The sequence below is a fragment of the Kitasatospora cineracea genome (genome assembly GCF_003751605.1).
Taxonomy (GTDB): Bacteria; Actinomycetota; Actinomycetes; order Streptomycetales; family Streptomycetaceae; genus Kitasatospora; species Kitasatospora cineracea.
Window position 1 is genome coordinate 889,561 of sequence record NZ_RJVJ01000002.1, and the last position, 14,932, is coordinate 904,492.

Here is a 14,932-nt window from a genome sequence, read left to right on the forward strand (position 1 = left end):
GAGCGCGGGCCCCGGCGAGCTGCTGGCGCGGAGCCGGCGGAGCGTCAGTTCGCGGGTCCGGCCAGCCGCAGCTGCTCGTCCTCGACGATCCGCACCGCGAGCGCCCGGTCCGAGACGTCGACGGCCTCGGGGGCGGCCTCGGCGAGGTCGCTGCGGCGGGCGTACCGGTCGAACAACTCGGCCTTGCCCTTGAGGAGTTCGACCAGTCGGCGGTCCAGGCTGTCGGTGGCCAGCAGCCGGTGCACCCGGACCCGGCGGACCTGGCCCATCCGCTGGGCGCGGGCCACCGCCTGGTCCTCCAGGGTCGGCTTGAGCTGCGGCTCGCACAGCACCACCACGCTGGCGGCCTGCAGGTTGAGACCGATCCCGCCCGCCTGGATCTGGCAGAGCAGCACCGCGTGCCCGGCCGCCGCGGTGAACGCGTCGACCAGCTCCTGCCGCGCCTCGGCGGGCAGCGAACCCGCGACGGTGCCGGTGACGGCGGTGCCGAGCGCCCCGTGCACGGCGGCGAGCACCTCCCGGAAGTACGAGAACACCACCACCTTGTGCCCCGACTCGGCGGCCTCGGCGACGAGTTCGCGCAGCCGCCGCAGCTTCGCCGAGTGCGCGGGCTCGGCGTACGCGGCGCGCCGCATCGCCATGAAGTTGCCCTCGGCGACGGCCGCGGCGTACGCGGCCCGGTCCGGCCCGGACAGCTCGTCCCACTCGTCGACCCGCACCACGTCCGGGAGTTCGGTGAGCACGTCCTGCTGGTTGCGGCGCAGGTAGGCGGGGGCGACGGCGCGCCGGAAGGCCAGCGGGCCGAGCGCGCCGAGGCCGGCCGGCAGGTCGGTGAGCAGCTCGGGCTGGAGGTGGCCGATCAGGGTGCGGAACTCCTCGACCCGGTTCTCCATCGGGGTGCCGGTCAGGAACAGCACGTGCCCGGTACGGGCCGCCCACTCGGCGACCAGCCGGGTGCGGCGGGCCGCCGGGTTCTTCACGAAGTGCGCCTCGTCGACCACCAGCGCGGCCACCGGGTCGGCGGCCAGCGTGCGCAGCGACTCGTACGTCGCCACCAGCACGCCGCCGCCAGCCAGCCAGCGCTCCCGGGCGGCCTCCCGCCCCGGGCCGTGGTAGCGGTGCGCGGCCAGCACCGTCCGCTCGGCGGTCTCCCGCTGCCAGTTGACCAGCACCGAGGCCGGGCACACCACCAGGAAGCGGTGCGGACCCCCGTCGGCCGCCAGGTGGGCCAGCACCGCCAGCGCCTGGACGGTCTTGCCCAGGCCCATCTCGTCGCCGATCACCACCTTCTTCCGGGCCAGCGCGAACCGGGCGCCGAACGCCTGGTAGCCGCGCAGCGAGACGGTGCAGCCCCGGTCGTCGAAGGGCTGCGCCCGCACCTGCTCGGCCAGGCCGTCCGGCAGGTGGCCCTCGGCCGCGGCCCGGCCGTCGGTGGCGGTCGGGCCGGCCAGCCGGCCCTCCTCGGCCAGCACCGACAGCTCGGCGTAGAACTCGGCGGCCCGGTGCTCGAACTCGACCCAGGTCTCCACCTCCCCCGCGGGCGGGCGCAGCAGGTCCGCGGACGCCTGGGCGAACCGCAGCGCCACCCCGTCCGCCTCCGCCCGCTCCCCCTCCTCCGCCAGCGACTCGACGGCCCGCCGGGCCCGTTCGCGCTTCTCCGTCCCCACCAGCAGCCCGCGCAGCCGGCCCCGCGCGTACTTCGCCTCCGCCAGCGGCCGCTCGTACCGGGCGTCCAGTCCGGCGGCCTCCGCCGCGGCCCGCCGGGCCCCGGCCCGGCCAGCACCAGCCGGTGCAGGGCGGCGACCAGCGCGGTGGCCTCCGCGTCCGGGTGCGCCGGGTCCAGCCGGACGGCGGTGCCCTCCTGCACGGCGGTGGCGATCTGCCCGGCCGCCGCCAGCAGCTGGGCGGCGGTGGGCCCGCCGATCCCCGGGATCCGCAGCAGGTCCTGCCGGGTCGCGCCGTGCACGGCCGCCACCGTGGCGTACCCGGCGCCGCGCAGCGTGCCGACCTGCAGCCGCCCCTCGGTGACGTCCTTCAGCCGCTCGACCGGTATCGCCTCCAGCTCGGCCCGCACCAGCCGCTCGAAGATCCGCCCGTGCGCCTGCGCCACCTCCCCGACCGCCGCCGCGTGGTCCGCCACCAGCGCCCGCGCCGCCGCCCGCTGCCGCCCGGCCACCCCGAGGACCTCCCGGGCCCACCGCACACCCCGTCCCGCCACCCGCGTCTCCTCGCACTCACCCGGCCCGCCCATCCTGGCACCCCCCGCCGTCACCCCGACCGGCCCCCCGGGGACGGGCGCAGGGCGGTGGCGCGGCGGTGCGGGTCCGTCGCCGGTGCCGGGCACGGGCGGGGACGGGCGTCTCCCCGCGGGGCGGTTCAGGCCACGAGCAGGCGCAGGCCGAGCTCCGCCTCGTCGAGCGCGACGAGGTCGCGGTTGCGCTCGGCCCACCGGCCCGAGGCGAGGTCCTCGCGGAGGCCGTTCACCGCCCGCTGCTCGGCCGCCGGCCCGACCCTGGTCCACACCGACACCGCGCGGCGCACCTGCTCGTCCAGGTACGCCTCGGGCCGGCGCCAGTGGGCCTCGAAGAAGCCGTCGGCGCAGTCCCACGGGACGGGCACCGGTTCCGCGCGGCCACCGATCGCGCGGGTCATGTCGGCCAGTGAGGGCCGGTCGGCGAGCAGGCCGGCGAATTCGGGCAGGTAGTCGCGGGTGAGCCAGAACCGCTGGAGCCAGCCGGCCGTACTGGCGTCGTACGTGAACACCACCACCCGGCGGGCCACCCGCCGCATCTCGCGCAGCCCGGCGAGCGGGTCCGGCCAGTGGTGCACGGTGCTGACCGCCATCGCGGCGTCGAAGGACCGGTCCGCGAACGGCAGGCGCCCCGCGTCGGCGGCCACGCACGGCGCCGCGCCCGCGGGACGCTGCGCCCGCATGACCGCCGACGGTTCCACCGCCGTGACGTCGCGGTCCGGGGGTTCGTAGGAGCCGGTGCCGGCCCCGACGTTCAGGACCGTCCGGGCGTCCCCGAGCGCGTCCCAGATCCTCGCGGCGATCCGCGGCTCGGTCCGCCGCGTCGCCGGGTAGGCGGACCCGATGACTTCGTACAACTGCGCGCCGAACACTTTCAGTTGCTCCTCCGGTGTCGTCCTGATCCCCAAGGCCCGCGCCTCCAGTTCCCGGTCGATGGCCGTCACCATGGCGGCCGTGCGGTCGCGCTGCTCCACCAGCAGGCCGCGCAGCCGGCGCAGGTGCGCGACCGCGTCGGCGGTCGGGTCGTCGACCAGGTCCGCGATCTCGCCCAGCCCGAAGCCCAGCCGCCGGTAGGCGAGCACCTCCCGCAGCCGCTCCACGTCGTCCGCCGAGTACGCCCGGTACCCGGCCGCGGTCCGCGCGGACGCCGGCACCAGGCCGATCTCGTCGTAGTGATGCAGGGTGCGGACGCTCACCGCGGCCAGCTCGGCCACGCGTCCCACGGTCAGGTGTTCTTCCACGCCACCGACGATGCGGCATCACGCCACGTGAGGGTCAAGCGCTTTCGCTCCCGGCGCCGCGGACGGCCGGCCCCGGTCCGACCCCGGGCGCCGCGGCCGGGGTGCGGGCCGGACGGGGCAGCAGGAGGGGGGTGGGGAGGACGAGCAGGCCGATGACGGCGAGGGCGGTGCGGGGCGTGGTGGCGTGGGCGAGCAGGCCGGCGAGGGCGGTGAGGCCCGCGATGGCGGCCTGCTGGCCGATCGACCAGGCGGTCAGGGTGCGGGCGAGCAGGTGGGTGGGGGTGCGTTCGAGGCGGTGGGTGGCGAGGACGGGGGTGTAGAGGCTCATGTTCACCACGATGGCGAGTTCGACGGCGATCACGGTGAGCAGGCCGGGGAGGCCGGGCCGGACGAGGACCAGGCCGATCAGCCAGACGGCGCGCAGGGTGCCGACGGTCCGGAAGACCGCGGGGCGGCCGTAGCGGGCCACCACCCGGGGCGCCAGCCGGGAGCCGAGCAGGCCGCCGAGGCAGGGGGCGGCGAAGGCGAGGGCGTACTGCCAAGGGGGGAAGGCGAGTTGGCGCAGCAGGAGGACGGCGAGCAGGGGTTCGGTGGCCATGATCAGGCCGGAGACCAGCAGGTTGTTGAGGTACAGCGCCCGCAGTTCGGGATCGCCCAGCAGGTGCCGCCAGCCGTCGAGCAGCCCGGCCGTCCGGCCGCGGCCGGGCGGGGCGGCCGGGGGCGGCGCCTCGCGGCCGCCGATCGCGGCGAGGCCGAGCGCGGAGAGCAGGTAGCTGACCGCGTCGGCCAGCACGGTCGCCACCGGCCCGAACAGCCCGATCGCCGCCCCGCCGAGCGGCGGCCCGACCGCGATCGAGCTCCAGTTGGTGGACTCCAGCCGGGAGTTGGCCACCAGCAGGTCCTCCGGCCGGACCAGCGCCTTGAGGTGGGCGCCACTGGCCGCGTTGAACGCGATCCTGGCGGCGGCGACCAGCACCGAGACCAGCAGCAGTTGGACGAACCCGAGCAGGCCGAACGCGTAGGCCGCCGGGACGCTGGCCATCGCCGCGCACCGGACCAGGTCCGCCGCCACCATCACCGGCCGCTTGCGCCGGAACTCCACCCGGGGCGCCAACGGCACCGCGACCAGCGCCCCCACCGCCGGCCCCACCGCCGACAGCACCGACACCTCGGCGGGCCCCGCGTGCAGCACCAGCACCGCGATCAGCGGCAGCGCCCCGAACCCCAGCCCGGACCCGTACGCACTGACCGCGTACGACGCCCACAGCCAGCCGAACTGCCGTCCCAGCGCTCTCCTGCCCACCCGGCCGCTCCCCGTCGCACAAAACTCCGTTGACCGGGGAGAGCCAAGCAAGCGGGGCAACCACAGGTCAAACAACCGGCGGGCGCCTTCGCCACAACCACCCGTTGTGGGCCGGGGCCGGTCAGGGCAGTTCGAGGACGTCGGCGAGGCCGGCCTCGGTGAAGGCGGCGAGGAGGGGTTCGCGGCCTTCGGTGAAGTGGGCCCAGCTGTCGTAGTGGACGGGGACGACGCGGCGGGCGCCGAGGATGCGGGCGGCCCGGGCGGCGCGGGTGCTGTCGAGGGTGAGCAGGGCGTTGTCGAGCAGGCCGATCCGGGCGGCGCCGGCGAACAGGACGGCGGTGTCGACGGGGCCGACGCGGTCGGCGATCTGCTGGACGACGTCGAGCGAGGCGTTGTCGCCGCTGACGTAGACGACGGGCAGGCCGTCGCCGGTGAGGACGAAGCCGATCACCTCGCCGACCACCGGTTCGCTGCCGTCGGGGCCGTGCTGGGCGGGCACGGCCGTGATGGTGACGGGCCCCAACTCGACCTGCTCCCAGGGGGCGAGGCCGCGGGCGGTGCCGCCGAGGCGTTCGGCTCCGCCGCGGGTGGTGAGGGTGAGCGGGACGTCGGCGAGCAGGGCGCGGCCGCCGTGGTCGAGGTTGTCGGGGTGCTCGTCGTGCGAGAGCAGGACGGCGTCGACCGGTCCGAGGGCGGCGGGGTCGACGGTGCCGGGGAGGGTCTTGGTGAGGAACCGGCCGTCGCCGCGCGGGTAGTCGCCGGGGGCGTCGAAGGTCGGGTCGGTGAGCAGGCGCAGGCCGCCGTACTCGATCAGGGCGGTGGGGCCGCCGAAGACCTGGACGGGCACGGTGGGCAGAGCAGGGACAGCGGTCATGGCACACCTCACGCATCGTCAGTTCCCTCACGGGGAACTGTTGCTTTCTCCGTGAGAAGAATCTAGCGGCACCTCACGGAGAACCGCAAGGTTCAACGTGAGATCGGGGAGCCGCGGCCGCGGCGGCAGCCGATCCGCCCACCGCGCGTCGACCAGTCGACATATCAACCGGCACGCCCCTCCTCACGGCCAACACCGGCCTTTACCATGAGAGACATGAGCCAGCGCACCACCAGCACCCACCCGGCCGCCCCCGCCGCCCCGCCGCCCGCGCCGGGGGCCGAGCAGCACCCGGCGCTGGACTTCGCCAACTCGCTGCTGACCCTCCCGGCCGGGCCGCTGGACCTGCTGGCGGCGCCCGCCCCGACCTCGGAGTGGCTGGCGGCGCACGACCTCGCACCGGAGGGGAGCCGGGTGCGGGAGGCGTGCACGGCGCGACTGCGGGCGTTCCGGGAGGCGGTGCGCGAACTGCTGGAGGCCGCGGTGGCCGGACGGCCGGCCCCGGCCGGGGCGCTGGCGGCGGTGAACGGGGCGCTGACCGCGGCCCCGTCGGTGCCGCTGCTGCGCTGGGACGCCGAGCGGGGCCTGCACCGCAGCCTGCCGCACCCGGCCGACCGGATCGCCGACCGGGCGATGGCCCTCCTCGCCGCCGACGCCGCCGACCTGCTGACCGGCCCGGACGCGGCCCGGCTGGCCCGCTGCGGCGGCACCCCGTGCACCCGGTTCTACGTCCGCACCCACGCCGCCCGGCACTGGTGCTCGACCCGCTGCGGCGACCGGGTCCGGGCGGCCCGCGCCTACGCCAGGAAGCGCGCGGCGGAACAGGACTGACGATCCGTCGGGAGAAAAAGCGAGGACCCCGGCCGGCCCGCAGGCCGACCGGGGTCGGTCGTTCACGACCCGGGGTCCGGGTCGGTCGTCCACGGCCCGGGCACCGGTGCCCGGGCCCCGCGCGTCAGTGCGCGGCGGCGACCGGGAAGGTCGGGTACTCGACGCCGGAGACGTGCTGGACGACCCGGACGACCTGGCAGGAGTAGCCGAACTCGTTGTCGTACCACAGGTACAGGATCGCGTTGTCGCCCTCGACCTTGGTCGCGCCCGCGTCCACGATCGAGGCGTGCCGGGAGCCGATGAAGTCGCTGGAGACCGCGTCGGGCGAGTCGATGAAGTCGATCTGCCGCTTGAGCGGGGAGGTCAGCGAGACGTCCCGCAGGTGTTCCAGGACCTCCTCGCGGGTGGTCTCCCGGGCCAGCTGCAGGTTGAGGATGGCGATCGAGACGTCCGGCACGGGGACGCGGATCGAGCTGCCGGTGATCTTCGCCTGGAGCTCGGGGAGGGCCTTGGCGACGGCGGAGGCGGCGCCGGTCTCGGTGATGACCATGTTGAGCGGCGCGGAGCGGCCCCGGCGGTCGGCCTTGTGGTAGTTGTCCAGCAGGTTCTGGTCGTTGGTGAACGAGTGGACGGTCTCCACGTGGCCGCGCAGCACGCCGTACGCGTCGTTCATCGCCTTCAGCGGCGGCACGATCGCGTTGGTGGTGCAGGACGCGCAGGAGATGATCTGCTCGTCCGGCTTGACGGTGTCGTGGTTGACGCCGTGCACGATGTTCGGGACGTCGCCCTTGCCGGGGGCGGTCAGCACGACCTTGGCGATGCCGGGGCGCAGGTGCTTGGAGAGGCCCTCGCGGTCGCGCCAGCGGCCGGTGTTGTCGATCAGGATGGCGTTGTCGATCCCGTACGCGGTGTAGTCCACCTCGCCGGGGTCGTTGGAGTAGATCACCTGGATCGCGTTGCCGTTGGCGACGATGGTGTTGGTCGCCTCGTCCACGGTGATGGTGCCCTGGAACTGGCCGTGGATGGAGTCGCGGCGCAGCAGCGAGGCGCGCTTGACCAGGTCGTCGCCGCCGCCGTTGCGGACCACGATGGCGCGCAGCCGCAGGCCGCCGGCCTTCTCGACCAGCAGGCGGGCGAGCAGGCGGCCGATCCGGCCGAAGCCGTAGAGGACCACGTCGCGCGGGGCCTGGCGCTCCAGCTTGTCGGCGCCGGTCGCGCCCGCCACCGCTTCGGCGGTGAACTCCGCCGGGGACAGGCCGCGGTCGTCGGCGCGGTGGGCCTCGGCGAGCAGGCCCAGGTCGATCTGGGACGGGCCGAGGTCGAGGGCGGCGAGGGCCTGGAGGAAGGGGAAGGTCTCGGTGATCGAGAGTTCCTCGCCGGCGATCTGGCGGGCGAAGCGGTGCGTCTTCAGGATGCTGACCACCGACTTGTTCACCAGGGAACGGCTGTGCAGCAGGATGGTGACGTCCCGCTCGCGGTGCAGCCGCCCGATGATCGGGATCATCGTCTCCGCGAGTTCCTCGCGGGTCTTCCAGTCCGTGAACACGTCGTCGTTGACAGTCACAATTCAACTTTCGAGGGTGGGCCGAGCTGAGGGTCGGCCGGTTTTGAGGGTTGGCCGAGCTGGGGCGCGCCCCATGCTAGCTTCGGCCTCCGGGCCCTCCCGGCGCCGGTCCCCTCCCGGGCCCGCGGCGGTCCGCCCCCGAATGCCCAGGTCGGCGTGACGGCGGCCACACCGCCGTGCGGCGGCGGCCGGTTGGGCCGGACGGACCACCGGACATGACGGTCCGTCAGGTCCGACCTGGGCGATCACAGCACGTGACAATAATCACTTGCGTAACATTAGTCACTCCCGTGAGTGACGAGCTGTCAGTTTCCGGGACAACGGACCAGGTTTACCGGCAGAGTAGGAGTTCCCGGCCGAGGCCAGGCCGAGCAGGTCGGGCCCGCCGCGAGCGACGGGACAGCTACCCATGGGACATGAGGCCTTCCAGCGGGCCGCACTGGTGTTCACCCTGTTCGACACCAACGGGAACGGGGTGCTCGACGCCGAGGACTTCGACCTCATGACGGAGCGGCTGCTGACGGTCGCCGAGGACTCGCCGGCCGCCGACCGGCAGGCGCTCGCCGACAGCCTCAGCCGCTACTGGCAGGTGCTGTCGGAGACCCTGGACACCAACCGGGACGGCCTGATCAGCCCGGAGGAGTTCCGCGGCTTCGTGCTGAACACCGAACTGTTCGGCGTCACCGCCGCGGCCTTCGCCGAGGCGCTCGCCGTGCTCGGCGACCCGGACGGGGACGGCCTGATCGAGCGTCCCCGGTTCCTCTCCCTGATGACCGCCATCGGCTTCGAGAAGCCCAACATCGAATCCCTGTTCAACGCCTTCGGCCCGGACGCCGAGGACCGGATCACCGTCGGCGTGTGGGCCGAGGGCATCCGCGACTACTACTCGCCCGAGAAGGTCGGCATCCCCGGCGACCACCTGGTCCCGGAGTCCTTCTGACCTGACCTGACCGGACCCGGCCTGCCCGAACCGGCCTGGTCCGACCCGGCCCGACCCGAACGACCGCCGTCCCGCCACGGCACCGCCCCTCCCCTCTCCTCCCCCGCCTCACCCCACACCGTCCCGCCACGGCACCGGCCCTCCGGCCGCCGAAAGAGCCCGCACCGACGTCGGCCCCGCCGACGCCGGTCCCAGCCATGCCGCCGCCCGGCCGCCGTCTCCTCCCGCACCACTCCCAAGGAGCCACGCAGTGACCGCACCCCTCATCGCCCTCGCCGTCGGCCGCGGCACCGGCCCGGACCTCGCCCCCGTCTTCGAGCGGGTGCTCGACCGGATCACCCGGCTGCACGGCCGGCAGGTCCGGGTGGAGCGGTCGCCGCGGACCTACCACTCGTACGTCTCGCTGCGCGCCGAGGCCGCCGGCACCGCGGAGATCGCCGCGCTCACCGAGCAGGACGCCGCGCACTACGAGCGGTTCTGCCGCGAGCAGGCCGCCGCCGGGGCCCGGGCGGTGTTCCGCACCGCGATCAACGCCCAGTCGCTGTACCTGGTCCGGCAGCGGCTGGCCGCCGTCAAGGTCGAGCCGATCACCGCCGGGGACGCCCGGCTGCTGCTGGTCCGCGACCAGGCCCAGGGCTTCTACACCGGCGAGAACCTGCACACCCCCGGCAAGGTGGTGCGCACCATGGAGTTCAGCCGCGACGTCACCGAGCAGGTGGTGCGCTACGCGGTGCGCCGCGCCCGCGAACTGTGGACCGAGGGCCCGGCCCGGGTGCAACTCGCCTACAAGTACCACCTGCTGGACGGGGCGCTGGACGACTGGGCGCAGGGCCTGTCCGCCGAACTCGGCCTGGACGTCGCCCTGTTCCAGCCCGACACGGTCAACCGCAACCTGATCGCGCACGGCCCCGCGGACCGCACCCTGCTGGTCGCCGGGAACGAGTGGGCCGACATCATGCACGTCGTCCTGCTGGACCGCTACGGCTCGGAGCGGCAGGAGAACCGCTGCACCGAGAACGTCCACCTGCACCCCGAGCTGAACGGGCTCCCCGAGTACCAGACCGTGCACGGCTCGGCCGACGACCTGGCCGGCCGCGACCTGGTCAACCCGCTCGCCACCGTCCGGGCCGCCGCCCGGATCGCCGAACGGCACGCCGACTGCCCGGGCGCGGAGGCCGCCGTCGAGGCCGCGATCGCCGCCGCGCAGGCCGCCGGGGCCCGCACCCCCGACCTCGGCGGCACCGCCGGCACCACCGCGGTGGTCGACGCCGTCCTTGCCTCCCTTGCAGGAACGTTCGTGCCGGGCCCGGCCGGAGCGGTCGAGGACACCCGCCCCGCCGGGGCCGGTCAGGGCATCCGCCCCGCCGGGACCGGTCAGGACGCCGCGGACACCGCGGACACCGCGGACACCACCGCGACGGCGGCCGCCCGATGAGCTCCGCGCCTACCCGCCCGCAGGCCCCCGCCGGGACGGCGCTGGTCGTGGTCGACCTGCAGAACGACTTCTGCGCGGGCGAGGTCGCCGCCGCCCGCTTCCCCGGCGACCCCGCGCTGCTCGCCCGGGCCGTCGAGGGCAGCGTCCGGGCCGTGCAGCTGGCCCGGGAGAGCGGCGTCGAGGTGCTGTTCGTCCGCTTCCTCGGCGACCCCGCCCACCAGGGCCCGGCCTGGCGCAGCCGGGACGCCCGGCTCGGCAAGCGGCCCAAGTGCCTGGAGGGCAGCTGGGGCGCCGAGTTCCACGGCGTCCAGCCCCGGCCCGACGAGGCGGTGTTCACCAAACCGGCCTGCTTCGACGCCTTCCAGGACCCGGAGTTCGAACCGCACCTGCGCCGCCGCGGCCTCCACCACCTCGTGCTGGCGGGCCTGTTCACCGACGTCTGCGTGGACTCCACCGCCCGCACCGCCTTCCAGCGCGGCTTCCACCTCACCGTGCTGCGCGACTGCACCACCGCCCTGCACCTGGCGGACGCCGACATCCTGCGCTTCATGAGCCGGGTGTACGGCGCGCGGATCACCGGGCTGGACCAGCAACAGCCCTTCTCCGCCGAAGAGTTCACCGACGGAGCGGCCACCGGCCCGGAAACGGACGCGGACGGCGTGCCCGCCGCGCGGTCCGCTCGGTCCGCGCGGGCCGCCGGTGCGACGGAGCAGCCGGGGGCCGCGCCGACCCGGCGGTGACCACCCCCGCCCCGGCGCCCCCTTCACCGCTTTCCCCTCTCCCTTTTCCCCCTTCACCCCTACCCCTGCGAGAGAACCATGCCCGGAACCCTCGGGACCACGGCGGCCCAGCAGTGACCGCCCTCGGCACCACCACCCTCGACACCCTCGGCACCGCCCGCCCCGACCCCGGGGTGGAGGCCGGTGTCGGCCGGACCGCCCTGCTGGTCGCCAACGCCCGCGCGCTGGAGGCGCGCCGGGCCGAGGCGCTGGCCGTCGACCCGTTCGCCGCCCACTTCGTCCGCGCCTCGCCCGGCTGCGCCGACTGGCCGGACGACCCGGCCCGGGTCACCCCGGGCGACCCGGTGTGGGAGCGGCTGGCCGCGTACTTCGCCCTGCGCACCCGGGTCCTGGACGACCACCTGCTCGCCGCGGCCGCCACCGGCACCCGGCAGGTCGTCCTGCTCGGCGCCGGTCTGGACAGCCGGGCCCACCGGCTGCCCTGGCCGGCCGGCACCACCGTCTGGGAACTCGACCGCCCCGAGGTGCTCCGCTTCAAGCAGCGCGTCCTGGACGGCCTGGACGCCGCCCCCGCCGCCGACCGCCGCACCGTCCCGGTCGACCTGCGCGACGACTGGACGGGCGCCCTGACCGCCGCCGGGCTCGACCCGGCCGAACCGGTCGCCTGGCTGGCCGAGGGGCTCTTCCTCTACCTCCCCGCCGAGAGCGAACTCGCCGTCGCCACCGCCCTGGACGGCCTCAGCGCCCCGGGCAGCACCCTCGCCTACGAGGTCAAGAACGGCCTCGAGTCCGCCACCGTCCGGGCCGCCCCGGTCTACGCGGCCGCCCGCGAGCGCCTCGACGTCGACCTGCTGTCCCTCTTCGCCCCCGGCCCCCGCCCGAACACCGCCGCCGCCCTCGCCGCCCTCGACTGGGCCACCACCGTCCGCTCCCCCTTCGACCACGCCCCCGCCTCCCGCCTGCGCCCCGAACCGCACGACGCCCTGGCCGCCAACCGCTGGGTCACCTGCACCAAGCACACCGGGGCCAGGACGGTGGTCCGGCTGCCCTAGCCGCGCCGCTCCCGCTGCGCCGACTCCCGCAGCCGGGGGCCGAGTTCGGCGATCAGGCGGCGGTAGGTGTCGAAGGCCGGCTTGGGCGTGTGGTCGTCGCGGAGCAGGCCGAAGTGGTGGAACGGGCTGCTGCCGGAGCTGTCCGCGTCGCGCAGGGCGAACAGGGCGTAGCCGTCGATGTTGAGCGGCCCGGCCCGGTCGGCGACGGTGCGGATCACCGTCTCCAGGGCGCGGGCCTGGGCGGCCTCGGGGCGGCCGGGGCCGGTGGGCCAGCCGTTCTCGCAGATCCGGATCGGCGTCCCGGCCGGGATGCCGGCCGCGGGCAGGTCGGTGTGCCGGAAGGTGTGCAGCAGCCAGGCGGTGGCGTCGGCGAGGCGTTCGGCGGGGACGGGGCGGAAGACGTCCGGGAAGCAGTCCAGGCCGACGTAGTCGAGCGCGTCCAGGAAGCGCCGGTCGGCGAGGCGGCCCAGGTCGGGCCAGAAGGTCGCGGCCGGGTCGAGGGTGGGGACGGCGTTGAAGCCGACGGCCGCGTCCAGGCCGAGCGCGCGCACCTCGTCCTTGGCGGCGACCACCCCGGCCACCAGCGCCTCCAGCACGCCCGGGACGCTGCCGTCGAGCACCGGCAGGTCGGCGTTGGGCTCCTCGCAGACCTGCACCGCGCCGAGCCGTTCGCCGAACTCCCGCACCTGGGACCGGACGTACGCCTCCCAGCCGTCCCGGCTGCCGCTCGGCTCGCGGAACTGCAGGACCAGGTCGACCCGTCGTCCGGGCCGCTCCAGGTACGGCTCCCAGCCGTCGGGGGTCTGCGGCGGCGGGGTGACGGTGCGGGCGAAGGAGCGGTAGATCCGGATCCGGAAGCCGGGTTCGGCGCCCTGCAGCAGGTCGAGCGCCGCCGCCAGCCGGGCCGGGTCGTCGGGGCGGACGGGGTGGACGATGCCGCTCTCGTCGCCGAGCAGCGCGCCCGGGTAGATCCCGAACCCGAACTCCCGCCGCGGCCCGGCGTCCCTGCTGCTGTCCGTCGTGCTCGTCACTCCGGCCCCCTCGAAAATCTTGGTGTCACTCCAATTTTTCAGTGACCCTACCATTCCGTACGATGGGCGCCATGGGCCTTCGCGAGACCAAGAAGCAGCAGACCCGCACCGCGATCGCGGACGCCGCGCTGCCGCTGTTCCTGGCGCACGGCTTCGACCGGGTCACCGTCGCCGAGGTCGCCCGGCACGCCGGGGTGTCCACCAACACGGTGTTCAACTACTTCCCGACCAAGGAGGACCTGTTCTTCGACCGGCAGTCCGAGGTCGAGCAGTACCTCGCCGCCCTGGTCGACCCGCTGCCGCCGGGCGCCTGCTGCCCGGCCGCCGCCGTCCGCGACGACCTGTGCGCCGCCCTCGGGCGCGGCGACCCGGCGCTCGGGCTCGGCCCCGGCGCGGCCGACTTCTTCCGCACCGTCGAGGCCAGCCCCGCCCTGCGCGCCCGCGAACGCGAGATCGGCGAACGCGTCGAAACCGCCCTCGCCGCCGCCCTGCCGCCCTCCCCCACCGCCCCCCTGCTGGCCGGCGCCCTGGCCGGCCTCCACCGCGCCACCCTGCGCGAACTGCGCCGCCGCGTCCTGGCCGGCGACCCGCCCCCCACCGTCGCCGCCGACCTCACCGCGGCCACCACCGCCGCCTTCGCCCCGCTCTGCCCCTGCCAGGCGGCTTCGTCCGGGTCAGTTGGTCGTTGGTCCGGGTGCGCCGTTGACCGGTGCGCGGTGGGCGCGGATCGAGCCGCTGCTCCCGGACCGGAAGCCGAAGCGGGGCGGCCGCCGGCGGGACCATCGTGAGGTGATCGACGCGGACGGCTCCGCCCCAGGCCGGACCCGGTCCCGGCCGGCGAGGCGCACTCCTCCCGCGAGATCCGCAACCGGCTGCGCAGAAGAGACATCCGAGCGGTGGTCCCGGAACGGGCCGGCCAGCAGGCCAACCGGATCCGCCGTGGACGGGCAGGTGGCAGACCACCTGCCTTCGGCCGGGAGGCGCACAGGCAGCCGCAACACCGTCGAGCGGTGCATCAACCGGCTGAAGCAGCGGCGCGGCACCGCCACCCGCCACGAGAAGACCGCGACGGTCCGTCCGGCCGGTCCCCACGCCGCCGGCGTCTTCCTCCGGCCCGCCCGACGAGCACCTTCGTCCTCAGGCGTGACTGTGGACGTTGATGACGCTTCCGTCGGGTGCCTGAACGAAGAAGCGCCGAATCCCCCACGGCTCCGTGGTCAAGGGATAGACCACCGGGTACCCCCGGCGCTCGGCTGCGGCGTGCGCGGCATCAACGTCCTCGACTTCGACCGCCAGCGCCGAACGCGAGGTATGAGGGTCCCACGAGTCTGCGGCAGGAGAGACCACGGTCATCTGCGCCGTCGGATTGGCCGGTGAGGCCAGCATCAAGAAGCCCGGCTCGTCCATGCGCACGTCCATCCCCAGAAAGCCGCTGTAGAAGCTTCGGCTCTCCTCGATGTCCCGGGTGACGACGTTGGGCATGATGCGACGGATCGTCATCCCCGCACTGTAGCCGAGGACCGCTCCGACAACTCGATCCGAACGAGAGGCCCCGCGCCGGTCGGCAGCGGCACGGGCCCCGGAGTCGGGCAGCCCGTCGCCGCCGGGTGGGCCGGTTGGCGTGGGACGGTTGACGTGGGACGGGTGACGGCGAGGGAGAGGCGGTGGCG

The 14,932-nt window shown here is 75.0% G+C and carries 12 protein-coding genes and 2 pseudogenes; 7 read left to right on the forward strand and 7 right to left on the reverse strand.

Annotated elements, in window-relative coordinates:
* Positions 1–44: 44 nt before the first annotated feature.
* From EDD39_RS30360 to EDD39_RS30375, 4 genes and pseudogenes are all read right to left on the reverse strand, one after another.
* A pseudogene (locus EDD39_RS30360) lies at positions 45–2,251 on the reverse strand (DEAD/DEAH box helicase).
* Between the two features lie 125 nt (positions 2,252–2,376).
* Positions 2,377–3,492 carry a MerR family transcriptional regulator gene (locus EDD39_RS30365; RefSeq protein ID WP_123562182.1) on the reverse strand — a complete coding sequence of 372 codons (1,116 nt, stop codon included), beginning with the start codon at positions 3,490–3,492 and terminating at the stop codon, positions 2,377–2,379.
* Positions 3,493–3,526: 34 nt separating this feature from the next.
* On the reverse strand, positions 3,527–4,795 hold the full coding sequence (locus EDD39_RS30370; RefSeq protein WP_162870253.1) for an MFS transporter: 1,269 nt from the start codon (positions 4,793–4,795) through the stop codon (positions 3,527–3,529).
* A gap of 121 nt (positions 4,796–4,916) precedes the next feature.
* Positions 4,917–5,669: an MBL fold metallo-hydrolase gene (locus EDD39_RS30375; protein WP_123562184.1), complete on the reverse strand. Its 753-nt coding sequence runs from the start codon at positions 5,667–5,669 to the stop codon at positions 4,917–4,919.
* A 216-nt stretch (positions 5,670–5,885) separates the two neighbouring features.
* On the opposite strand from EDD39_RS30375, the gene EDD39_RS30380 reads away from it, so the two are divergent.
* Positions 5,886–6,500, forward strand: a complete 615-nt coding sequence (locus tag EDD39_RS30380; protein WP_244257365.1) for a CGNR zinc finger domain-containing protein — start codon at positions 5,886–5,888, stop codon at positions 6,498–6,500.
* A 124-nt stretch (positions 6,501–6,624) separates the two neighbouring features.
* Here the strand turns inward: EDD39_RS30380 and EDD39_RS30385 are convergent, their stop codons facing one another.
* Positions 6,625–8,064: a glyceraldehyde-3-phosphate dehydrogenase gene (locus EDD39_RS30385; RefSeq protein WP_123562188.1), complete on the reverse strand. Its 1,440-nt coding sequence runs from the start codon at positions 8,062–8,064 to the stop codon at positions 6,625–6,627.
* Between the two features lie 409 nt (positions 8,065–8,473).
* On the opposite strand from EDD39_RS30385, the gene EDD39_RS30390 reads away from it, so the two are divergent.
* From EDD39_RS30390 to EDD39_RS30405, 4 genes are all read left to right on the forward strand, one after another.
* Positions 8,474–9,004, forward strand: a complete 531-nt coding sequence (locus EDD39_RS30390; protein WP_123562190.1) for an EF-hand domain-containing protein — start codon at positions 8,474–8,476, stop codon at positions 9,002–9,004.
* Positions 9,005–9,254: 250 nt separating this feature from the next.
* Complete coding sequence (locus EDD39_RS30395; protein WP_123562192.1) at positions 9,255–10,439, forward strand: isocitrate/isopropylmalate family dehydrogenase; 1,185 nt, start codon at positions 9,255–9,257, stop codon at positions 10,437–10,439.
* Entirely contained in the window at positions 10,436–11,179 is a 744-nt protein-coding gene (locus EDD39_RS30400) for a cysteine hydrolase family protein (protein WP_123562194.1), read from the forward strand. The genes EDD39_RS30395 and EDD39_RS30400 overlap by 4 nt, the downstream gene beginning before the upstream one ends.
* A 113-nt stretch (positions 11,180–11,292) precedes the next feature.
* Complete coding sequence (locus EDD39_RS30405) at positions 11,293–12,231, forward strand: SAM-dependent methyltransferase (protein WP_123562196.1); 939 nt, start codon at positions 11,293–11,295, stop codon at positions 12,229–12,231.
* Here the strand turns inward: EDD39_RS30405 and EDD39_RS30410 are convergent.
* Positions 12,228–13,262, reverse strand: coding sequence for a glycoside hydrolase 5 family protein (locus tag EDD39_RS30410; protein WP_123562198.1), 1,035 nt, complete (start codon positions 13,260–13,262; stop codon positions 12,228–12,230). The two genes, EDD39_RS30405 and EDD39_RS30410, sit on opposite strands and share 4 nt — an antisense overlap.
* Positions 13,263–13,333: 71 nt before the next feature.
* On the opposite strand from EDD39_RS30410, the gene EDD39_RS42315 reads away from it, so the two are divergent.
* A complete protein-coding gene (locus EDD39_RS42315; protein ID WP_123562201.1) occupies positions 13,334–14,050 on the forward strand; it encodes a TetR/AcrR family transcriptional regulator in 717 nt (238 codons plus the stop codon).
* 12 nt (positions 14,051–14,062) lie between these two features.
* Positions 14,063–14,372, forward strand: a pseudogene (locus EDD39_RS41525) (transposase); the annotation flags it as partial.
* Positions 14,373–14,399: 27 nt separating this feature from the next.
* On the opposite strand, the gene EDD39_RS30425 reads toward EDD39_RS41525, so the two are convergent.
* Entirely contained in the window at positions 14,400–14,762 is a 363-nt protein-coding gene (locus EDD39_RS30425; RefSeq protein ID WP_123562205.1) for a VOC family protein, read from the reverse strand.
* Positions 14,763–14,932 lie beyond the last annotated feature (170 nt).